Here is a 22,619-nt window from a genome sequence, read left to right as displayed (position 1 = left end):
GCATTCCCGAGAACTCAAATGAAAAACGATGACCTGCGCGCCGACCGCGATGATCTGGATGACCTGGATCACTTCACCCCCCGCGTCCCGACCAAACGCGGCAACAACCTGGTGATGCAAGTGGCCGCCGGTGTGTTTCTCGGCGGCCTGGCCCTGTGGCTGGTGCAATTGGGGGCCACGGCGCTCTACGCCAAGCTGATGCTTGCCACGATTACTTTCGGCGGTTAAGCCAGCTCGGTCGCACGCTGGGTGGCAGCGTCGTCGTAGGCGACATACAGCGATTCCGCAACCTGGCTCTTGATCGCTTTGGTGCTTTCCAGGCCCAGGACAAAGCCTTCGGCCTTGCCGCCAGCGCGGTTCAATGCTTCAGCGGTGCCGGCCTGGATGATGGCGTCGAACAACTTTTCGGCGTGGGGGCCGACACCTTTGGGCAGGCTGATCTGAGAGATGCTCATCGGCGCACCCCGTGGTATCGAGGTGTGAGGGTCAAATGATTCATGGCGCGTACCTTTTCGGCGAATGGCCGGCAGCGCGTGTCACCACTTCCGGGTGGCCATGGTAGACCTCTGGGGCCATCCTGGTAACCGTCAATCGCCACCAAACCACCGCCCATCCCGCTGATTCGCGCCAATTGTTATTCGATGCTTGACTTCTCTTTTTGAATCAGTAAGATACGCGCCATTCCGCGATAGCTCAGTTGGTAGAGCAAGTGACTGTTAATCACTGGGTCCCTGGTTCGAGTCCAGGTCGTGGAGCCAGACAAGGTTCCAGAGAAGGCTTTTAAAATCTCTGAAACCCCCGAAAAACCCGCCTTCTGGCGGGTTTTTTCGTTTTGGCGTTCTGTCGGATTCCGGTGGATACCAGCCATTTTAAGGGTAGAGTTTGGGATAAAGGTCAGTTCGATAAAAGGGAGTACCCTTATGTCGCGTACTACTGCTCCACTCTCCGACGCCGCTTGCCGTTCGGCCAAGCCCACAGACCGCGCCTACAAGCTTTTCGACGGCGACGGCCTTTACCTTCTAGTCCAACTCAATGGCCGAAAAGGCTGGCGTCTCAGATACGTCAAACCTGATGGCCGGGAAGGACTGACCTCATTCGGCAACTATCCCATCGTTGGCCTCGCGGATGCGCGCCGCAAGCGCTTGGAGGTCAAGCGAATGCTGGCGGATGGCATTGACCCTATAGGAGCCAAGAACCAAGCCAAGACGGACGCTCTGATCAAAGGCCGCACCTTTGAAAGCGTTGCCCTCGGCTGGCACACGGAAATGTCAGCCAAGTGGGCACCGGACTATTCCAAGACAGTGATGAGTCGCCTCAAAACTCACCTCTTCCCGCTGATCGGCGCTCGCGCCATTGTCGACCTCGACACCCACGACCTTATGCGGCCCTTGGACGTGATCAAGAAGCGCGGAACGATAGACGTTGCTTTAAGGGTACAAAACTACCTGCAGAGCATCATGCGCGAGGCAAAGCGCCTCCGGCTTATCACCGTAAACCCTGCTTACGACCTCGTAGGCTCGATCAAAGCCTCGCGGGTCGTCCACCGCCCCGCCTTATCCTTATCGCGCTTGCCTGAATTGCAGGAACGGATCGACACCTATAAAGGCCGCGCACTTACCCGGCTGACGGTCTTGCTGTCGCTGCACGTGTTTGTACGCTCCAGCGAGCTGCGCTTCGCGCGCTGGAGCGAGTTCGACCTCAAACGTTGCGTCTGGGAAATACCCGACACGCGACCAGCGTTGGAAGGCGTACCCTTTTCCACAAGGGGTACGAAGATCGCAGGCGATATCCATCTTGTACCCTTATCGCCGCAAGCGATCGCCCTACTCGAGCAGATCCACGCAATCACAGGCAAATTTGATTTGGTGTTCGCAGGCGATACCAAATCTTGGAAACCAATGTCCGAAAACACGGTGAACAGCGCGCTTCGGAAGATGGGGTACGACACCAAATCCGAGATCTGTGGGCATGGGTTTCGTTCCATGGCCTGCAGCGCACTAATCGAGTCAGGCTTGTGGATGGATACAGCCATCGAGCGGCAGATGAGCCACAAGGAACGCAACAGCGTCCGCGCCGCTTACATCCACAAGGCCGAGTTCATCGAGGAGCGCAGGCTGATCATGAACTGGTGGAGTCGCTACCTTGAGGCTAATCAGCAGAAGCATGTCAGCCCACGCGAATTCGCCAATCAGACGGGTGCGAATGTCACTCGCCTAAAAGCAAAACGTGGCGCACTGAGTAAGCGCTCGGTCCTCATATCTCAGTGATCCGCTTGTCCACGCGGGTCCATGCAAGCAGGGCTGCAAAGCCGCCCTGCTTGCATGGACCTCACTTAAAAAATCTAAAGCCAACGCAACTATCTGTGGAAAACCACGGTTTTCCATTAGTGGATAATTTCATCCACAGCCGCAGAACTCCCAAAAATTCGAGCATTGACCCGAACTCTTCACAGGCGTAGAAAAGTTCGGGCAAAGCGCTGTCGTTGACAGCAACCCAGGTAGCCAGAACCTTTAAGGCTACGCCACACCGTGGTGGTTCTCCCAAAGTGCGATTAGCGTCCGGCGGCTCGCACAGTCACAGCGATGTGATGGATGCCTACTTTTACCAGCGTACCCACTGCGGCAATTCATTCCCTTTCATAGCTGCTCTGCAGCAACCTATCCGCTTGGCCATTTCCTTGCGCCAACCTGCGCCCGTCTCTTTCTTCCGGAAAGAGACGGGCGCTCCTACCACTGCTGCAGCCCAACTCGTACAAGGCTTTGCGGCATTTCCCCTCGTGACAATTGGCGTGACAAACACCGAAGTTACCCGCAACAGCGATGCAGATGATGGTGCCGCAGCCCACGGAATGGACTGCACCTGACTGACAGTCAGGTATGCCCCGGTCATCGCTTCACTGCCTTCACCCGACTCAGGATCTCGCGGCGCAGGTCTCGTCAGCCAGTGCAGCCTCCACCCGCCCACTTCCTCGGAAGTGTTCAGGAGGCCAGATCATGAGATGCCCAAGCTCCCGGTCGTAAGGAGCCGCCAGTCCTGCGTTAGAGGACAACCCTCACAGGTCGCAGGGGCCTTGATCCCTGATAACACTGAACATTCTTGGCGGGATGACGTGGGGACGGTTTCAATAGTTTTGGCTTCGAGAGGAGTTCGATCATGGCACTGGTAGGTAAACGTGACGGGCGCAATTTTGGCTATGGTCGGCAATTGAGTTATGCCGGGCCGCAAGCGCTGAAAGATCTATTTGGCAGCGGGCATTTCGGCACGGTCAAGGCGCACAGTGATCGCTGGCAGGCGTTTGTACGCTGGTGCCGGTCGGAGGAAGGGCCGGGGTTTAACGATGCGCGGCAGATTAATTGGCAGACCTTGCTGGACTACGCCGGACATCTGCGTCAGCAAGTTGAACAAGGTGAACTCGCCATCTCCACTGCGCAAAACCGATTGTCCAGCGTGAACCGGACCCTGGCCGCGCTTCGCGGTGATCAGTATGTAAAAGTCGTGAGTCCGAGCAAGGCGCTGGGAGTGCGGCGCACCAGTGTTCGTCGTTCTGTGCCGCAAGGCCAAGACCGCGAACAGGTGAAGCGGGTCGTAGAGGTGCTTTGCGAAAACCAGCAGGCACGCGCCGCGGCCATCGCTCAGTTAGCGCGAGCCACCGGTATGCGCTTACGCGAGGCGATTTTGGCCGACCTTCCGCGCCTGAAGCGTGAGTCCGAACAATACGGGAAGATCAACATCCAGGATGGCACCAAAGGTGGCCGTTCAGGCGCGTCAGCACCTCGTTGGATTACGGTAAATGATCATATTCGTGACGCACTGAGGTTTGCCGAAAAGGTCTCGCCTGACGGTAGCCACAACCTGTTAGCCCCGCACGAAAGCTACCTGGATTTCATACAGGGCAGCGTCCGTCCCATTCGAGACCTCCTCCATATGCACAACCTCAAAGGCTTTCATGAATTACGGGCGGCCTTTGCATGCGAACGCTATGAGCAAATCACCCAGCATCCCGCGCCTATCAATGGCGGCCATTGCCAGCAACTCGACCGACGCCTCGATCAAGAGGCCCGAGTGCAAATCAGCTATGAACTCGGACACGGCCGTATCGACGTAGTGTCGGCTTACATTGGTGGTCGAGCATGAGCAGGGCATTCGATATGGAGCTTTTCCTAGCGGGCTTCCTGACCGGAGCGCATGCCACACGCCAACGCCATCTTCGTCAGGCGAAGGCTATCCAAACAGCAATCGCTGAACGCTGGCAACGCGACAATCCATGGACTTGGCAGAAAAAGCATCTCACATGGTTCCTAAATCACCATGTGTACCAGCACGCTGAATCGACGCGCTACTACTATCTGCTGACCGTGCACTTACTTGCTCATCGTCTAGGAAAGGCCTGGCAGTTCAACCGTCAGGCGAAGGTCAACAACCGGCCGAGGTTGTGTAAAAACGTTTTTGAGCGCGACAGGTACTCAAAAACGGACTGGAAATCGCGCATCTACTCGAAACCCACATGTGCTGACGTACCGATGAATTTCAGATTTAACATAGACTCGCACACTTCAATTTGGTGAAGCTTTTTACACACTTTTGGCCAAAAGCTGCCGTTCGGTCACTGTTACTAATCGCTCCAATCTGCCCCAAGGTATTGTCCATACGCAACTGTCATCCTGCACTTGTGAATGCTGTAGGCACGCATTCCTACAAGCACTATCCGATGGAAAACTCGTAAGCATTCAAGGTAAGGAAGTTACGGCGCGCGGAGCATCTCCTTGAGCACCGTAATGAACTCCAGAGCGACCTGGGATGGTTCTTCCTGGATTGGAAGTAATAACGCAATTTGGTACTTGATGGCCGGAAAGAAAGGTTTCGTCACCAAATTCTTTGTGAACGGGAGGCTCACGACAGGGTCGATGATGCCCACCCCCATCCCGCAGCACACCAGCTCACAGGCCGTTGAGAAAAACTCGGTTTCAGCTACTACATTCCAAGCTGCCTCATAGTCGGAAAAGGCAGTGGCCATTTGCTGATAAATCGGGTCACCTTTAAAAAGCGATATAAAGGGTACACCGTCAAGGTCGGTGGGTGTAATGACGTCCAGTTTGGACAGTGGATGATCCATCGGCATCATGCATTGGCATTCGTATGAAATCACCTCCATGTTTGATGACGGATAGTCGAGTGGCAGTTCGGCAATGGCGAGATCAAATTGCTGCGTGGACATAAGTTCGCGTATCGTCTGGGAATTGCGCGTGATGATTTTTATCTGAAGGCCAGGACGCTCTTTTGCGAAGTTGGCGATCAAGCGCGGCAGTACGTTAATGGAGACACTGGCATAAGCGGCGATAGCCAAATGTCCTCGTTTGCCCGTCCGAATTTCCTTTGCGATGCGCGTTGTTCTTTCTACCGCCTCCAATGCTCTCTCAGTTTCGACAAAAAACAGGCGAGCTTCCGGTGTCGGGTGCAGTCGCCCCCCTTTTCGGACAAATAATGACAAACCCGTTTCGTGTTCCAGGGTCGCGATAGTGGTGCTTATAGCCGGCTGAGATACTCTGAGCAGCTCTGCCGCTCGGGTCATTGTGCCGTGAATCATCAGAGTTCTGAAGCACTCAAGCTGACGTATACGCATCTCAACCTCTTGCTAATGTCTCGCGCATTGGCCGCGGAGGACAACGATTTCTCAAGATGCCTCCGGCAGTAAGAACTCATACCGAACCGCTCTCGAAATCCCTTCCACCACATCATCTACAAGTAGCTTCCCCTTCTGAGCCGTCGAGCCCTTAGCCGATGACAGAACACCACTTTCTGGAACCCACTCAATCCGCGTCGGGTAAATATCGTAGACGGGGAATTCTGCAGGTCCGTGTTCCGGGATTTTATGCAGCGCCACCATATCCGGGTGATAGTGCAGCATCATCGAGGTTTCGATGACGGCGGCATGTTCAAGGGCAATACCTGGGAAGCCATTGGGGAATATCGTTGCCAGAGTCGATGCGTTGACGAACTCCCAGTGCTCCAGGCGCATGACTTCCAATCCGGTGTCGGACCCAATGTCGCGCAGCGCCAGCTCAATGCCTTCGGTGACGAACCACTGGTTCTCGTAATGGCCGATCACCAAGACCAATCGTTTGACGCCATGGCGATGAAACTCTTTGACGGCATCGCGAACTATAGCCGTCAGCGTCGCCCCGTCGACACTAGTGGTACCGCAGAAATGCTGCCCGCCGCCACACTTGGGCTGCGATTTATAACCGTAGGACAGCGCGGGAGCGACGATGCCATTTATAGCAAGGGCAACGTCCTCACTGATCGCGCTGGCCAGCAAAGCATCCGTGCCAAGTGGCAGATGCGGACCATGTTGCTCGGTAGCGCCGCAGGGCAGAAAGACAACCGCACCAGCCTTGACCCGACTTTCGTATTCAATCCAGCTCATGTTGTCCATGCGCACGTTGTTCATGGTGAAATCTCCAGAAGCATCAGAGGCAATTCCGGTGCGCCTGCCAGGCACACCGGAAATGGATATCAGCCGCGCGCGGGGTACCACTCGTCCGGCTCTGGGTATACCCAGTCATCGGGGAAGGCATAGGTTTCGAAAACGGTGGTTGTGTCCGCTTCAGTGCCAAAGAAAGCAAAGTGGTTACGACCCAACCAGGAACCAGACTGCACGCATTTGAAGCCACGACGCTCCAGTTCAGCGATTCGATCCTCGAACGGGATGTTGTTGCAGTCATAGGCAACGTGCTGAATGCCCTCTCCATGCTTTTCCAGGAAGTCGGCGAAGATGGTTGGGCCCGAGACCGGCTCCATCAATTCCCACACCATGTTGCCGCTTTGGGCAAAACAGACCGTAAGAACAAACTCCGCAGGCTGTCCGTGATAGGTCTGATTCTCGGTGTTTTTAGGGCTGAAGGTATAAACGCGCCAAGGCCCGATACCGAGTTTAAGGAGTCCGTCCATGGTACGTTTATGGTCAGCCGTGACGATTGCTATCTCCACGACGTTGCCCAGAAACGGGTCGACCTCAGCGCCGTCGGTCAGTGCGTTGAGCACGTTGTTCTGTAGTAGGGTGGACATGGGTTACCTCAATGTCGGATGGGAACAGAGGTATTTAAGCGGCTGGGCAAACTAAGCGAAATCGAGTAATTCTCAAGCAGGGTTGAGAAAATCTTTTTCTTCAGGGCGACCTAATAAGCAGATCCGTGACTTGAGATAAATTGCACTCATGCAAAAAAAAAATCGAATGTGATACCTCCCGGGGTCATGGCCCACTTCGCTTCTACGGTAGGGAAAGTACCTGCCGTCCATTGAGGAATGTGCCATGACCCATCTTCTACACATCGATGCCAGCGCCCGGGGCGAACGATCCCTAAGCCGAAAGCTATCCAGAGCATTTATCCATGCGTGGATTGAGGCCGATCCGAACGCCCAAGTGATTGTGCGCGATATCGGAGCCAACCCTCCGCCCTTCATGACCGAAGACTGGATCGGCGCTGTTTTCACTCCAGAAGAAGATCTCACCGTCGTGCAACGTGAACGGATCCATCTGTCCGACGAGTTGATCGATGAGATTGATCGTGCCGATGTGATTGTCATTGGTAGCCCCATGTACAACTATGGAATGCCTGCCGCATTGAAAGCCTGGTTCGATCAAGTGATCCGAATCGGCAAGACGTTCACATTCGACCTGGCGCGCGGCGACTTCCCGCTGGAGCCGATCATGAGCGGCAAAACCTTGGTAATTTTGAGTTCACGGGGTGAATTCGGCTTCGGCGCGGGCGGCATCCGCGAAAAAATGAATCATCTGGAAACGCATATTCAAACATGCGCTCATTATCTTGGCGTCGAACAGACCCACGTCATCACCATCGACTTTCAGGAGTTTAACGACGCGCGTCACGAAGTCTCGATTGCCGAAGCGTTCGAGGCAATTCAACAACTGGTGGGTGAGTTGGTGCATTGCCATGAATAATTCTGAGAACAGGATGGATACGGTCGTAGAGACCCTGAAAAAACTGCACGACGGAAGCATCAGCGCGACTCAGTTGGTGCAAGCCGCCTTTATCCAAGCGCGGGAGGCCGACTCAGTATTCATCTCGCTGCTCGAAGAATCGGCATTGGCAATGGCCCATGACTCCGATGTTCGACGCCAGCATGGGCAACCCTTGAGTCCGCTCGACGGGTTGCCGCTGGCAATCAAGGATCTGTTCGACATCGAAGGCACCGTGACCACCGCAGGTTCCACCACCCGAAGCGCAATCGCGCCAGCCACACGGGACGCTGCTGTAATAGAAAAACTTCGAGCCCTTGGCGTGGTGTTCATTGGCAAGACTAACCTCAGCGAATTTGCCTACTCTGGACTCGGGCTAAATCCGTACTATGGTACGCCCACAGCACTGTTCGCGAACTGTGATCCTCGAGCGCCAGGTGGTTCATCATCGGGATCGGCCATCGCGGTCCAGCGAGGGATTGTGACTGCGGCCCTGGCCACGGACACAGCCGGGTCAATTCGTGTGCCGGCCGCGTTCAATGGGCTAGTCGGTTTTAAGACATCCACCAGTCGCCATGACATGAGCGGTGTCCATCCGCTGGCCGTGACTCTCGACAGCCTCGGCCCCATCGCCCAAACAGTGGAAGATTGCAGGTTGCTGGACAATGCAATGCGTGGCCTCTCAGACTCTCCCGCCAGCGCTGTCGACCTGAGCGAAGTTCGCTTCATCGTCGACACCAAAGTCTTGCAGGACCCTCGACTCCAACCTGCAGTAGCACGCAATCTCGAGCGCGTCATGGACATCCTGCACCAATGCGGAGCTCAAATAGAAAGGCGCCCGGTGCGCGCCGTCGAGCGTGCTCGGGAGCTGATTTCGTCGGTGGGCTGGCTCGGGGCGATCGAGGCCTGGAAGCTATTAATTGCCGTGGTTGAAGGGCCTGATGCAGAGCGCATGGATCGCCAGATCAGAACCCGCCTGTTGAAGGCACGGGACCTAACCGTCGAAAAAGAAGTTCAGCTACGCGTTGTTCGTCAGCAGTTGATCGCAGACATGGCCGAGGAACTGGGTGATTCCATTCTGGTACTGCCTACGGTACTCCATGTGGCGCCTGCCTTGGCACCGCTGGAAGCTGACGACGCGTTGTTCGCTCAACTCAATCTGGACACGCTGGCAATCACCATGGTCGGCAGTCTGCTGGACATGCCTGGCGTCGCGATGCCTTCGGGCGTCAATGAATCAGACCTGCCGACCTCCATCCTGTTCTCCAGCATTACCGGGAAAGACGATCGCTTGCTAGACATCTGCTGCGCCATCGAACGCGCGCTCTGATCACCCCGGCTCGGCATCACAACCACGATGCCGAGCCGGTTCCAGCACTCAGGATTTGACCGGGAATCGCCGCTGGAAAGGACGCGCCTGAATCAGGATCAAAAACACCCCAGAGGCCAACGTCAGCGCTCCAAGATACCAAGCGGTGTATTGATCCTCGGGTGAAACCGGGTTGGCGCCAGCGGTATAGCCGATGTAACCGAGCATCAGTATCGCCAGCACCGCCGGCACACTAAGAAAGAACGACACCCAGCCGCCTTGCCGTTTCCAGGTCATCGCAATGAACGCCGCAATCGCGGCCATGTAAGACATCACCAAAGTGATTGTGACCACGTCGTAATACCAGACGATTTTGTCCAGTGGCTTCCACCACAATAAACCGATGGCAACCAGCGAGACGATCACGTTGGCCAGCCATGGAGACTTCGCCACATTCACCGAGCTCAACGCGGTAGGTAAACGACCCTCCTCGCTCATGCGGTACAACGTCCGCGCGGCAGCACTGGAGGATATCTGCAGTCCGGCACACGCCGACGTAATAACCACGAACAATGCAATCCAGGCCATAGACGGCGGAAGATAAACATTTGCTACGGCAGCGATAGGGCCGCCATTGCCGTCCTCGACGATAGCTGCCAACTTCTCTACCGGCACCGCGAACTGCCAGCCAATCGCGGCTAGGCTGTAGATCACGAAAGCCGCTGTCAGCACCAGCAACAGTGAACGCTGAACCGTGCGCACAGGAATCCGCGCTTCTTCGATGTAGTTAATAGCCGAGTCGAAGTTGGCCAGCATCCACACCCCGAACAACACGCCGGGACCGATCACCGACCAACCACCCGCGTCTTCCAGCGAATACATCGACAACACTGAAAGGTCTGGCACTTGTGGATTCACCAGCCCGAGCACGCCCAGCCCGGCGACGACAGCAATCTCGAATACCAAAAGCACACTCGCGACTTTGGCAGTCAGGCCGACGCCTTTGCAGGAGATTCCCAAGAACACCACCACCAGTGCTGTGCCGATGCATTTAGCCGCCAGCGCGCCTGTGAGCGAAGGGAATAGCGCCTGGATATATTCAGTGCCGATGATCGCGCACATCGGTGTCACTGCCATGCAGGCCACGGCGTACGCCCAGCCCAATACACTGCCTATGTGGGGGTGCAAAAATCGGCTGGCGAACGTGAAAATTCCGCCCGCCGACGGCGCCTGCCGAGTGAGCGCAACCATGCACAGTGCCATGACCAACATTGGGAAGAAATACGCAATAAGGATCGCCAGCGGTGCGTGGTGACCGGAGATCGAGTACAGAATCGACATGGAGGACGCCGCGATCCAGCCCGGAGCGTTGAAGCCCAGCGCCGAGAATGTTACATCACGAGTCGTCAGGGTACCCTTGTCGAGGTTGGTGTCCAGTTCGCGGACCGTGCCATTACGGTCGTAACCAATCAATTGTGAAAGATTCATTTTTCGAGACTCTGATTCTGTGCAAAGAGGGAGTGTTACGCCTACGACAAAGCCGTCGACGCACAGTTTTTTATGGTCCAGCTCAGCAGTACGGTACGAATGCCGAGAACAGCTCCGTAGAAGAAATCAAATCGTCGAGTCAGGCTCGGTGATTGTTATTTTTGAATCGGGCGTCAAAGGGCGTGACGATTTTGCTCAAGTACCTCATGTTTGAGCCAGTCGATGAAGCGCTAGACACCACGCTTTTGGGTGGGAGCGAGGCGCTCGATTTTCACGAGTAAACCTCGCAAGTACGGTCCCTCGATTCTGCACATGCGGTCGATGCGCTATTCCTCAGCAAACAAAAATTTCCTACACAACAGCAATCCCAATCCGCGCACTGCAGCATGTAGCGCGAGCGTTTCGTCGCGCACTCGAGTTGGAATTGCTTACGTACAGGTGATCATGGGGCAACACTAAAATCCAATAATATAATTTAGGTTAGTTATAAATTTAATTTATAGAGTGAGGCCATACGCCCCTCCTTTGACTTCACACCCCCCTACTTCTCTGATGTTTTATGGTTATCAGTGAACTTACGCGGACAGGCAAGCTATCGAGCTCGCCTACTTACACCTATAAAATCCTCTTATACAGAGGCTAAGTTTTATTATTGTATTTAGGTGTTGCGCTGTGATTTCCTAGGCTTCTCAGTGCAGGATCGTTGGCACATTGACGAATTAGGAGAATCAGAATGAACGCAATCTCGGCAGTCCAGCACGATGAACTCGTGTGCCTTCCTGCTCGTCGTGGTACAGCGATCAAGCTCGAAAAGGGGCAAATAATTAAGGTGATCAATACACACGGTAAGCAGGTCGTCGACACTTGGGCTTTCAACCCTAATGACCTTCACGAGGCGATGTCGATGGAGCATTGCCGCGCTTCGTGGCTGAAGGTCAACCCTCAAGTTGGCGACACCCTGATCACCAACAATCGTCGTCCCATTCTCACCATCGTTGAAGACACCACTCCTGGAGTGCATGACACCTTGATTGCAGCCTGCGATCACGCTCGCTACCAGCAGCTCGGAGTTGTTGGCCATCACGATAGTTGCAACGAGAATCTGTTCCTCGCACTGGATGCTCTCGGTCTGGTCGCAGAGGCCCCCCCTAGCCCACTGAACCTTTTCATGAACGTTCCCTTATCTGCCAATGGCCAAATTAAGTTTGCTGAGCCTGTGAGTAAACCGGGGCAATACGTGGCACTGCGAGCTGAAATGGATTTGATCATTGTGTTATCTGCGTGCCCTCAGGACATCACCGCAGTCAACGGGATGATGCCCGCTGACGTGCATTACGCGGTCGTCTGTCGTTCACATGAGCAATAGAAATACAGGCCAGGCAAGCGCCAGAGGTTTAGGCTATCGACAGTTTGATTGACGTTCGATCGTCGGGAGTCTAGCCATGCGTAAATTACCCCCCCTCAATTCGGTACGAGCATTTGAATCCGCGGCCCGGCACCAAAGCTTCACTGCTGCGGCAGCTGAGCTTTGTGTAACCGTTACCGCTGTGAGCCATCAGGTTCGTCAGCTCGAATCGTGCATCGGGCACAAGCTGTTTGAAAGGACGGGGCGGAACGTGGAGCTTACTCCGGTAGGGAGGACGATTTACCCGTTCCTGCGTGATGGCTTTGATCAGATCGCGCATGCCTTCTCGATAATCAGCGCTCCGAAAGACGGCGATGCTATTCAGCTCTCCACCACCCGCGCATTTGCCGAGCGCTGGCTGATGCCTCGTTTGGCTCGATTCAATCAGCTCTATCCAAACATCGTCGTGCACATCCATGGCTCAGAAAAAGCAGTCGACTTGCGCTGTGAAAGTATCGACCTTGCTATTCGATACGGCCCAGTCGAAGACTGTGATCGGGGTTCGGTAATATTGGAGGACTTTTACATTGCAGTCGCGGATCAAAGTCTTTGTCCTGCGGACAGATGTCCAACCATTGATGATTTTAGAAACCGCCCACTGCTTGCCTATAAGTGGAAGAACCAGGATTTGGAAGCGCCTGCCTGGTCTGCATGGCTGGCGCGAGTTAATTATCGTCAGGGTACGGATTTCCGCATTTCCTGGTACAGCGAGGAGACTCTCGCGCTCCACGCCGCTGAGCGTGGCCTAGGCCCATTGTTATGCAGTGACGTGCTCATTGAGGACGAGATCCGATCCGGGCGTATGCGTCAGATTGAAGGTCCGCGCATGCCTGGCTTTGCATACCGATTGGTTGAGGTTTCCTCTCCTGGTCGCAAGCAAAGTCTCGCGGTATTTATCGATTGGTTGAGACAAGAGGCGGATCTGTGTCGAGGTATGCCAGCACTTTCTGTAGTCAAGTAATTAAAGGCTCTGAATAAAATAAACGACATCGAACATCCTTTTTGACGCTTTTTGGCATACCCAGATGTGCTTTCGGATAGTTATTGGGTTTTATTAATTCCCAGTGCGGACAACTATAATTTGTCATGGGCGACTAACATGTTTAACAACGTATCTTTTCGACTCAAAGTAGTTTCTATGACAGGATTTTGTCTGTTTGTAGTTGTTGCGCTTGTTGTGAGTGTGAATATTTATCAAGCCAACTCCAGCACTAGACAAGTGAGTACCGAGAGCGAGCAGATGATTGCCAAAAAAGTCAAAGACATTCTTAAAAGTAACGCAAGCGAGAAGGCGGCCAAGTTACAGAACAAGTTTTATGCGAGTCGTGCTGTTGTCAGTGCACTGGCGGATCAGCTACTAAATATCCGCGCTCAGGGACTGCGTCGCGGTTTACAGCCCGCAGCCTTGAGAGAGGACCTCAATGAAGCACTTAAGAAAGTATTTGACCGCAACACAGACGTCCTTGGCGTCTGGATGGCATTTGATCCTAACGCATTAGACCCCACCGACTCAAAGTTCAGAGACGATATGGCACACGGTTCGAACGAGGCCGGAAGGGTATCGAGTTATTGGAGTCGCCCCGATGGGAAGGGCCAGAATACAGCATTTCCTGAAAGTTATTTTAGCGATGCCTCTGTAGGTGCCGACGGAACTCCGTACAACAACTGGTACCTCTGTTCTAGGAGCAGCGGGAAAGAGTGTTTGTTACAGCCTTACTCGGACACGGTAGGCGGTCGTTTGTTGCTCCTAACCACCATCACCTATCCACTGGTCGTGGATCAGAAAGTCATCGGCACTGTTGGCATCGACATCACCCTGGACTCCATTCAAAGCGAAGCGCAAGCATCCCAACGTGATTTGTTTGATGGTGCCGGCAATGTTCTGATTGTCTCTGGCAGTGGAGTTCTTGCCGGGGTTGGAACCAACCCAACAATGGTCGGTAAAAACATCAAAGAGGCAACAGGCCTTGAAGCAACCATGATTGCAGAACTTATGAAAGCGGTGACACCCGAAGTGGCCGATACAGGCGATCAGATATCCGCTTTGCATACATTCGCTCCTGTCGAAGGTACGCCGGCGTGGAGAATCATTATTAGCCTGCCCAAGAAAGTCGTCCTGGCCGACGCGCTAAAACTGCAAAAGACGCTCGACGACTCCTTAAGCGCCAGTACACGCCAATCCGTATCCGTTGCTTTGCTGGTCGCAGGTATGGGTCTACTCATGATGTGGGTGGTGGCGTCTGGCGTCTCTCGGCCGATTAGTGTTGTGGCGGCAATGCTGAAGGACATCGCGAGCGGCGACGGCGATCTTACGCAGCGTCTGAAGTACTCAAAGCGAGATGAACTTGGCGAGTTAGCCGACTGGTTCAATCGCTTTCTAGACAAACTGCAACCCACCATCTCGCAGATCAAGCGGAGCGTTGTTGATGCCCGATTTACGGTGACTAAGTCCTCTGAAATATCTCAGCTCACCAGTGGTGGTATGCAGGCACAATTTCGGGAGATTGATCAGGTCGCTACCGCTGCAAATGAAATGAGCGCGACAGCGCACGAAGTCGCTTTTAGCGCGTCAAACGCAGCTAGTGCAATGCGGGGGGCAGGCCAATCAGTCAAGGAGGGTGTTGCGATATTTGAGCGAAGTACGCATGAAATCGATAGCCTCGTTCAAGAGGTAAGCAAGGCCGTTCGAGAGGTTGAGGAACTCGCGAAGAACAGCGAAGAAATCGGTTCGGTGTTGGAGGTCATCCGTAGCGTTGCCGAACAAACCAATTTACTTGCATTGAACGCAGCTATCGAGGCCGCAAGAGCCGGGGAAAGTGGACGTGGATTTGCAGTGGTTGCCGATGAAGTCAGAAGCTTGGCCAAGCGAACTCAAGATTCTGTGGGAGAAATCGGTAGCGTCATTGAGCGTATCCAGAACGCGACGCAAGGAGTAGTGACAACGATGCACTCAAGCCAGACCAAAGCTCTCGACAGTGCTAAGCAAATTCAACTGGCATTGTCAGCGCTAGGCAGCATCAACGATGCAGTCACCATAATTAGCGATATGAACTTGCAGATTGCTAGCGCAGCTGAAGAGCAGAGTGCAGTCGCGGAAGAGGTTAGTCGCAATGTTTCCGCAATCCGGGGCGTTACGGAAAGTCTAGCCGAGCAAGCATTGGAGTCTGCCAATGTCAGCAGCCAACTTGATGCGTTGGCAAGTCATCAATTTAGTTTGGTAAACCAGTTCAAGGTTTAACATCTTGGACCATCGTCCCGCGGCGCAATAGCGTAATTCCGAAATAGAAGTAGCTGTTATTGACCGAAGCCTGGTTGTGATTCCTTGGTTAAAACTGGCCATCAATTTTTTCTGCCTGCCTTCACTGAACCTGCAGCTTTATTTCGGCATCCGATTTTCACACAGAAAATCATCAGTGATATGAGGCTCACGACTTCGACTCGTGAATGGCATTGCGACATCAGTCATGTCCAGCACGCTTCAATCTACCGTATTTAAAACAATTCAGGCCATTGACTATTTTTATATGGTCTATTTTTTCTCAACCAATCTTGAGAACTACTCAATACCGCTACCTTCCGCTTCTCACTTAAAATAGCCCCTGAGCGATTCGTTATTGCCGACCAGCGAGGAAAATAAAAATGTCAGCAAATCGTGCCACTGAGTTTAGTACAACTGCTAAGTCGCATTATGACGCCTCGGGAATTGAGAAAGTTCCTGACAAATATCGAACTTCGAGTCAACTGGATCAATTCTGGATATGGGCTGGAGCGAACGTTGCACCCATTAACTGGATTCTGGGTGCTATTGGGATTCAGTCAGGTCTTAGTCTAGTTGAAACTTTAGTTGTGATTTTACTTGGCAATCTTTTGGGAAGTGCGCTGTTTGGAGCAATGTGCATAATGGGGCATCGTACTGGTGTGCCACAGATGGTTCTTTCTCGTCTCGCATTTGGTCGTCGAGGAGCATATCTCCCGACGGTCATGCAAGTGCTCATGCCGATGGGCTGGGTTGCGATGAATACTTGGATTGTATTGGATCTGGCGGTTGCTGCTCTTGAACGCATGGATATCAGAGGTGGAATGGAGTTGAAATTTGGTATTGCTCTAGTAGTCATGTTCATCCAAGTAGGAATCGCGGCTTGGGGGTTCAACGCCATCAAATACTTCGAGCGCTACTCGATGCCTTTCATCCTGCTAATCATGGTGGTGATGACCGCATTAGCCTTTACGCACGTAGACGTACGCTGGCAACAGTCGACAATCCAAGGAATCAGCAAACTCTCAGCGATGAGCAGCCTCATGACGGCTATCGGGATTGGATGGGGTATCTCGTGGTTGGTGTATGCATCGGACTACACTCGTTTTACGCAGACCAAGCTCACTGACCGTCAGGTCTTCCGCTCAACTTTTCTGGGCATGTTCGTGCCAACGGTATGGCTGGCATTCCTAGGGGCTGCAATTGCCTCTGCTGGTGGTGGTTCTGACCCCGCCCAACTGATCATCGCAGTGTTTGGCGTGATGGCTCTTCCAGTTCTGCTGGTTCTGCTTCACGGCCCAATCGCTACCAACATCGTTGTCATTTACTCCGCAGCGCTAGCAACGCTTTCTCTCGATATGCGTGTGCCACGTTGGATTGTCTCAATTATCTCTGGCATCGTGGCCTTGTTCATTCTCTACCTGTTCGTTCAGTCCGGAGAGCTTGTCCATGCGTTTGAAAACATGATGATTTTCTTCGTTGTGTGGATTAGCCCATGGGCAGGAATAACACTTGTCGATTTTTTCATGCTTCGCCGTGGAGATATTGATGTCAACTCTCTCTATTGTCATCACTCCACAAGTCATTATGGGGATGTCAACTGGCGGGGAATTATTTCGTTGGCATTTGGCGTCGTTGCGGCTTGGCTTTTCCAAGTTGGAACTATCGAGTCAATGCAAGGGCCGATCGCTATGGCAATGAGTGGTATAGATCTCTCATGGCTTGCCGGCTTCAGTGTCGCTGGCGGTATTTATTACGCACTACATCGCTCTAGAAATTCAAAAATCAACAACCAGGCTCTACTCACAGAGTAACTAATAACTAAAGCCGCATGCATTTAATCCACCCACTTCAAGAAGAGACAACTATTGTTTCATCACCAACAGAAAAGCACTTTCGATTCTCTATCTAAATTGTCTTGAGAGGAAAATAATGACGGACTTCGACGCACTCCCATTTCAGCACCTCTCGTATATTTCGTTGTCAACCGTGGCTTCATGTTTACAGCTCAGCCAAGTTTCACGAAATTTTTATCCCGGTGGGGAACGTGTGTCTTCGTCATTCTCGGGCCTTTCATCCAGCGTATTAATGCTAATGTATCGTTACGCATTTAATACGAAACGTTAGCACGGTCTCCTAGCGTCGATATTGAAAACCCAATCTGATATTTTTATACACTCTGGGTTGTGGCCATTGGCGAAAGACAGCTATCGGCCGATTGTGTTGAAAAAGTTGGCTTCTGTTTCCACAGCAGTAAAGTATGCGTCTGAGATTGAAATTTGTGTTTTATACAGAACGTTCAGGACTCAGATTTGACGTAGCTGCGTGAAAAAAGGCGCTTTCACCTCTTAATGCATGGATAGCCGGGCCGGGTCGACTTTTTCAACACAATCGGTCAAAAGCAGTCACTTGGATGTGTTTTCCTGATCCAGCACAGAATTGCCTGCGTACGCCACCTCTAGACTTACTGCTGCCGTGTGCTAATGGGGTATCGAAAGAATGCCAATAAAATACGGGCTAGATTAGGATAATCGTAGGGATATATACTTTAGAAACAAGAATAATTTTATTATAAAACAAATACTTACTTATCTATTCGAGTCCAGGTCGTGGAGCCAGACAAGGTTCCAGAGAAAGCTTCCAAAATTTCTGAAACCACCGAAAAACCCGCCTTCTCAGGCGGGTTTTTTCGTTTTGGCGTTCTGTGGGATCCCGGTGGGTACCACCCGTTTTAAGGGTAGAGCTTGGTGCTCAGGTGAGTGGCGAGAGGACGGGGTGGCGTCCTGTCCACCAGGCTTGCCTGCTTATTCGCTGCCTCCGTTTGACCCGTATTGTCTGGACGGATCTTGAACCAGATGGCGTACATCGCTGGCAGGAACACCAGTGTCATGATGGTTCCGACGAACGTACCTCCGATCAGCGTGTAGGCCAGCGTCCCCCAGAAGACGGAGTGTGTCAGCGGAATGAATGCCAGGATGGCCGCCAGCGCTGTCAGCAGTACCGGGCGGGCACGCTGTACCGTGGCTTCGACCACTGCGTGAAACGGGTCCAGCCCTTCTTGCGCGTTGTGATGGATTTGCCCAATCAGAATCAGCGTATTGCGCATCAAAATGCCCGAAAGGGCGATCAGGCCGACCAGAGCGTTGATCCCAAACGGTTGCTGGAAGATCAGCAGTGTCGGCACCACGCCAATCAATCCCAGTGGCGAGGTGAGGAACACCATGATCATCGCCGAGATCGAACGCACCTGGACAATGATGATCAGCAGCGTCATGGCAATCATGATCGGGAATAACGGCAACATCGCTTTACCGGCCTTGCCCGACTCCTCGATTGCACCCGCCTGTTCAATCCGATATCCGCCAGGCAGCTTGTCGATGACCGGCTGCAGCTCCTTCATGATCACGCCCGAGACGTCTGGCGGCTGCAAGCCTTCGGCAATGTCGCCACGCACAGTGATGGTCGGCGTGCGGTCACGACGCCGCAGGATCGGATCTTCCATACGCACATCGACCGCTCCCACCTGAGACAACGGAATCCGCTGCCCCGCCGCACCCACCAGCGTAAAGCCTTCTATCCTGGCGGGATCGAGCCGGATATCACCCGCTGCGCGACCAACCACCTGCACCGAACGAATGTCCTCACGAACCGCGGTGATCGGTACTCCGGCCAGCAGGAACTGCAATTGCTGCGCGACTGAATTTGACGTCAACCCCACCGCCTCCAGGCGATCCTGATCCAGAGCAAAATGCAGCGTCGGCGCCAGCGGTCCCCAATCGGTGTTGACGGTTCTCATCATCGGGCTCGACTGCAACACGTCCTGTACCTGGCCCGCAATCTCGCGCAACTTTGATGGATCAGGTCCCATCACCCGGTAGGCAACAGGGAATGGCGAGTACGGCCCGAAAACAAGCTGAGTCACCCTGACACGCGCTTCTGGGACAAGTCCCTCAGCCGCCGCTTCGCGGATTCGGAACTTGAGGGTCTCGCGCTCCTCCTGGCTGTCCGTCAGCACCACGATCTTGGCGAACGACGGATCAGGGAGTTCCGGCGCCATCGCCAGATAGAAGCGCGGCGCGCCTTGCCCGATATAGGCCGTGACGATCTTTGCCTCATCCTGCTTTTGTAGCCAGGTCTCTATCTTGGCCGTGGTCGCGCTGGTCTGCTCAATGGAGGCTCCATAAGGCATTTGCACTTCAATCAATACCTCGGGACGGTCCGAGGTCGGGAAGAACTGCTTCTTGACCAGGCTCATGCCGAGGATCGCCACGACAAACGAAGCGATGACAGTGCCGGCCACCAGCCATTTGCGAGCGATGACTCGCGTCAAAACACGGCGGAAGCGGTTGTAGTTAGGGGTGTTGTAGATGGCCGCGTGACCACCCTCGACTTTCTTGATGTTCGGCAACATCTTCACCCCCAGGTATGGGGTAAAAGCGACCGCAACCACCCAGGAGGCAATCAGGGCAATGCCCACGATCCAGAACATGTTGCTGGTGTACTCGCCGGCTGTCGATTGCGCGAAGCCGTTGGGCATAAAGCCGATAGCCGTCACTAGCGTACCGGAAAGCATCGGCGCGGCCGTATGACTCCAGGCGTACGCGGAAGCTTTGATGCGGTCGTAGCCCTCTTCCATTTTCACCACCATCATTTCGATAGCGATAATGGCGTCGTCCACCAGCAGTCCGAGCGCCAGAATCAACGAACCGAGGGTAATTCGATCAAAGTTCTTTCCCGTGGCCGCCATCACCACAAACACCACGGCCAACGTCAACGGCACAGCCGCGGCGACCACAACGCCTACACGCCAGCCCATACTGAGAAAGCAGACAAGCATCACCACAAGCAGCGCGACGAAAAACTTGACCATGAACTCGCCGACGGCCGAATCGATATTTACAGATTGATCGGTGACCTTGGAGAGCGTCATGCCCAGCGGCATGCCTTCATTTATCTTGACCGTCTCCGCGTCCAACGCCCTGCCGAGGTCAAGGCCGTTCCAGCCCTCACGCATCACGATCCCCAGCAACAAGGCTTCTTCACCATTATTGCGTACGAGAAAGGTTGCCGGATCTTCATACCCACGCTCGATCGTCGCCACGTCGGCGAGCTTGAGCGTGCGCCCCTGAACCGCAATGGGCGTGTCACGAATCTTTTGCACCTTATCGAAGGCGCCATCCAGCCGGAGGAAGACCTGCGGCCCATTGGTTTCGATCGAACCGGCGGGCGTGAGCACGTTTTGATTATTCAGCGCGGCAAAGATGTCCTGAGGAGAGACACCCAAGGTGGCCAACCGATCATGCGAAAAGGAAACAAAGATACGTTCGGGCTGCTCCCCAATAATGTTGACCTTCTTCACGCCGGGCACATGCAACAGTTGTTGGCGCAACGACTCTGCATCTCGCACCAACAGTCGCTGCGGCTCGCCTTTGGCTTTCAGGGCGAAAAGCGCAAATGTCACGTCCGAAAACTCGTCGTTGACCATTGGCCCGATGACACCCGCCGGCAGCTTTCTGGCCTCGTCGTCGAGTTTTTTACGCGCCTGATAGAACTCCTCCTGCACTTGCGAGGGCGGCGTACTATCGAGCAGTGACACCATCGTGAAGGCCAGGCCAGGACGGGTGTAGGTTTCCGTGCGGTCGTACCATTTCAGTTCTTGCAGGCGTTTTTCAAGTGGCTCTGCTACCTGATCCTGCATCTCCTGCGCCGTGGCGCCCGGCCACGCGGTAATGACCGTCAACTGCTTGACCGTAAACGGAGGATCTTCCGCACGCCCCAGTTGAAAGAACGCCAGGATGCCCGCAACGGCAATCAGGAAGATCAGAAACACCGTGACAGAGCGCTCACGAACGGCGATCGCGGAAAGATTGAAGCGCCCCTCGCTCATGGACGACCCCCGGCAACTTTTTCGTCATCCTGTTGAGGCAATCTCACCTCTTCACCTTCGCGCAACAGATGTGCACCTAACGCTACGATCTGCTCGCCGACTTTAAGGTCGCCCGCGACTCGCACGGTATCGTCGCTCAAACCCAGGATTTGTACAGGTCGCCAGGCCACCTTCGCCGGTGTACCGGCGATGACCCACACGCCAGTGCCTTGGCCTGGGTCATAGACAGCAGCGATCGGTACTTGCAGCCCCTGCCCTTGCGTGGCGCCTTCAGCGATCCGAAGCGTGACGGTCGAACCTATCGGTGCATTGGCCAGCGCGCCCTCAAGCACATACCGCGCCTCGAAGGTACGTGTCATTCGGTCGGCCGAATCAGAAAGCAATCTCAGCTTCGCTGTAACAGCATCCGTGGCATTGCCATAAAGCGTCGCCTGCGCGGTGGATCCTGCTGCGGGGCGCAACGTCTCGGGCAGGTGCACGATCGCTTCGCGCTGCCCTGCCCGCGCCAATCGAACCACGGGCTGCCCCGGGCCGACAACTTGTCCGGGCTCGGCGAGCGTCTCCACCACAACGCCGTCGGAATCCGCAAACAGCACCGCATAACCAGAAGCATTACGGGCTACATCAGCCTGCGCTTGGGCGGCGCTAAGCTGCGCCTTTGCGGTATCCGCCGCGGCTTTGATCTGGTCGTAGGCCGATGCAGAAATAGCGCCTGCGGCAACCAGACTGCGGTATCGCGCCTCGTCATCTGCTGTCTGTTTGGCTCGGGCCCGAGCAGCCATGACTGACTCTTGCTGTGCTCGCGCCTGCAATCCCAGGTCGATTGGGTCAAGGCGCATGAGTGGCTGACCACGTTTAACGGTCTGACCGGTGTCAACCAGACGCTCAAGCACCTTGCCTGATACCCGAAAACCCAGATCGCCCTGGACGCGGGCAGCCACGACCCCCGTGAAAGAACGTGAGGCGCCGGAGGAACCCTGAACCGCTGCGGACCTGACCAGAGGAGCATGCGTGCGTGGATCTTCAACGGTGGATGAGTCGCCGCATGCCGTCAGGACGAGAGGCAACAAGCAAGCGGCAATAGGGAAAGGTCGAAGCCGGCGCATAGGTTCCCTTACTTGAAAATAGGACGAGTGCCCCATTCTCAGTCTAGTGACCATAAGTGTCAATGGTCACAAACCATGAAACATTCAGCGTCTCAAGCTCAACACATAAACGGCGCTACCAACGAGAAAACCCAAAATTCGCTCAAATCACCTCAATTGACAGGTTGTGACTATTGCGTACTATGGTCAC

At 54.2% G+C, this 22,619-nt stretch carries 16 protein-coding genes, 1 tRNA gene and 2 pseudogenes; 12 read left to right on the top strand and 7 right to left on the bottom strand.

Annotation, left to right across the window (positions count from 1 at the left end):
• Positions 1–18: 18 nt before the first annotated feature.
• A complete protein-coding gene (locus ASD95_RS12735; protein ID WP_056722141.1) occupies positions 19–228 on the top strand; it encodes a hypothetical protein in 210 nt (69 codons plus the stop codon).
• Here ASD95_RS12735 and ASD95_RS12730 read toward each other — a convergent pair.
• Positions 225–455: a hypothetical protein gene (locus tag ASD95_RS12730; RefSeq protein ID WP_056722139.1), complete on the bottom strand. Its 231-nt coding sequence runs from the start codon at positions 453–455 to the stop codon at positions 225–227. The genes ASD95_RS12735 and ASD95_RS12730 overlap by 4 nt on opposite strands.
• A 227-nt stretch (positions 456–682) precedes the next feature.
• On the opposite strand from ASD95_RS12730, the gene ASD95_RS12725 reads away from it, so the two are divergent.
• The 4 genes and pseudogenes from ASD95_RS12725 to ASD95_RS12710 form a co-directional block, all read left to right on the top strand.
• A tRNA-Asn gene (locus ASD95_RS12725) sits at positions 683–758 on the top strand.
• A 162-nt stretch (positions 759–920) separates the two neighbouring features.
• Positions 921–2,267, top strand: coding sequence for a tyrosine-type recombinase/integrase (locus ASD95_RS12720; RefSeq protein ID WP_046026911.1), 1,347 nt, complete (start codon positions 921–923; stop codon positions 2,265–2,267).
• 886 nt (positions 2,268–3,153) lie between these two features.
• A complete protein-coding gene (locus ASD95_RS12715; RefSeq protein ID WP_046047752.1) occupies positions 3,154–4,134 on the top strand; it encodes an integrase domain-containing protein in 981 nt (326 codons plus the stop codon).
• Positions 4,131–4,403: pseudogene (locus ASD95_RS12710) on the top strand (hypothetical protein); the annotation flags it as partial. The gene ASD95_RS12715 and the pseudogene ASD95_RS12710, both read left to right, overlap by 4 nt.
• 338 nt (positions 4,404–4,741) lie before the next feature.
• Here ASD95_RS12710 and ASD95_RS12705 read toward each other — a convergent pair.
• The 3 genes from ASD95_RS12705 to ASD95_RS12695 all read right to left on the bottom strand — a co-directional run bounded on the left by ASD95_RS12705 (position 4,742) and on the right by ASD95_RS12695 (position 7,065).
• The gene (locus tag ASD95_RS12705; protein WP_046026913.1) at positions 4,742–5,620 is read right to left on the bottom strand and encodes a LysR substrate-binding domain-containing protein; all 879 of its coding nucleotides are present in this window, start codon (positions 5,618–5,620) and stop codon (positions 4,742–4,744) included.
• 51 nt (positions 5,621–5,671) lie between these two features.
• Positions 5,672–6,448: a creatininase gene (locus tag ASD95_RS12700; protein ID WP_046026914.1), complete on the bottom strand. Its 777-nt coding sequence runs from the start codon at positions 6,446–6,448 to the stop codon at positions 5,672–5,674.
• Positions 6,449–6,513: 65 nt separating this feature from the next.
• The gene (locus ASD95_RS12695; protein WP_052961850.1) at positions 6,514–7,065 is read right to left on the bottom strand and encodes a VOC family protein; all 552 of its coding nucleotides are present in this window, start codon (positions 7,063–7,065) and stop codon (positions 6,514–6,516) included.
• Positions 7,066–7,309: 244 nt separating this feature from the next.
• On the opposite strand from ASD95_RS12695, the gene ASD95_RS12690 reads away from it, so the two are divergent.
• Both ASD95_RS12690 and ASD95_RS12685 read left to right on the top strand, forming a co-directional pair.
• Positions 7,310–7,960 (top strand): FMN-dependent NADH-azoreductase, encoded by a 651-nt coding sequence (locus tag ASD95_RS12690; protein ID WP_046026915.1) that lies wholly within the window; start codon positions 7,310–7,312, stop codon positions 7,958–7,960.
• On the top strand, positions 7,953–9,308 hold the full coding sequence (locus ASD95_RS12685) for an amidase family protein (RefSeq protein ID WP_236709735.1): 1,356 nt from the start codon (positions 7,953–7,955) through the stop codon (positions 9,306–9,308). The genes ASD95_RS12690 and ASD95_RS12685 overlap by 8 nt, the downstream gene beginning before the upstream one ends.
• Before the next feature lie 48 nt (positions 9,309–9,356).
• Here ASD95_RS12685 and ASD95_RS12680 read toward each other — a convergent pair whose 3' ends face one another.
• A complete protein-coding gene (locus ASD95_RS12680) occupies positions 9,357–10,775 on the bottom strand; it encodes an APC family permease (protein WP_046026917.1) in 1,419 nt (472 codons plus the stop codon).
• A 733-nt stretch (positions 10,776–11,508) separates the two neighbouring features.
• On the opposite strand from ASD95_RS12680, the gene ASD95_RS12675 reads away from it, so the two are divergent.
• The 5 genes and pseudogenes from ASD95_RS12675 (at position 11,509) to ASD95_RS12660 (ending at position 17,250) form a co-directional block, all read left to right on the top strand.
• Positions 11,509–12,141 carry a DUF1989 domain-containing protein gene (locus tag ASD95_RS12675; RefSeq protein ID WP_056722135.1) on the top strand — a complete coding sequence of 211 codons (633 nt, stop codon included), beginning with the start codon at positions 11,509–11,511 and terminating at the stop codon, positions 12,139–12,141.
• A gap of 76 nt (positions 12,142–12,217) precedes the next feature.
• Positions 12,218–13,141: a LysR substrate-binding domain-containing protein gene (locus ASD95_RS12670; protein ID WP_046026919.1), complete on the top strand. Its 924-nt coding sequence runs from the start codon at positions 12,218–12,220 to the stop codon at positions 13,139–13,141.
• A 138-nt stretch (positions 13,142–13,279) separates the two neighbouring features.
• Positions 13,280–14,512: pseudogene (locus ASD95_RS30290) on the top strand (PDC sensor domain-containing protein); the annotation flags it as partial.
• Between the two features lie 150 nt (positions 14,513–14,662).
• On the top strand, positions 14,663–15,418 hold the full coding sequence (locus ASD95_RS30285) for a methyl-accepting chemotaxis protein (protein ID WP_442965733.1): 756 nt from the start codon (positions 14,663–14,665) through the stop codon (positions 15,416–15,418).
• A 401-nt stretch (positions 15,419–15,819) separates the two neighbouring features.
• Positions 15,820–17,250: a purine-cytosine permease family protein gene (locus tag ASD95_RS12660; protein ID WP_046026921.1), complete on the top strand. Its 1,431-nt coding sequence runs from the start codon at positions 15,820–15,822 to the stop codon at positions 17,248–17,250.
• A gap of 917 nt (positions 17,251–18,167) precedes the next feature.
• Here ASD95_RS12660 and ASD95_RS12655 read toward each other — a convergent pair.
• Complete coding sequence (locus ASD95_RS12655; protein WP_056722131.1) at positions 18,168–21,323, bottom strand: efflux RND transporter permease subunit; 3,156 nt, start codon at positions 21,321–21,323, stop codon at positions 18,168–18,170.
• Positions 21,320–22,429 carry an efflux RND transporter periplasmic adaptor subunit gene (locus tag ASD95_RS12650; RefSeq protein ID WP_056722130.1) on the bottom strand — a complete coding sequence of 370 codons (1,110 nt, stop codon included), beginning with the start codon at positions 22,427–22,429 and terminating at the stop codon, positions 21,320–21,322. Before ASD95_RS12650 ends, ASD95_RS12655 begins: the two co-directional genes overlap by 4 nt.
• Positions 22,430–22,619: the final 190 nt, after the last annotated feature.

Source organism: Pseudomonas sp. Root71, assembly GCF_001429045.1.
In the GTDB taxonomy this organism is placed as follows: Bacteria; Pseudomonadota; Gammaproteobacteria; order Pseudomonadales; family Pseudomonadaceae; genus Aquipseudomonas; species Aquipseudomonas monachiensis.
This window is presented reverse-complemented; position numbering and strand designations above follow the sequence as displayed.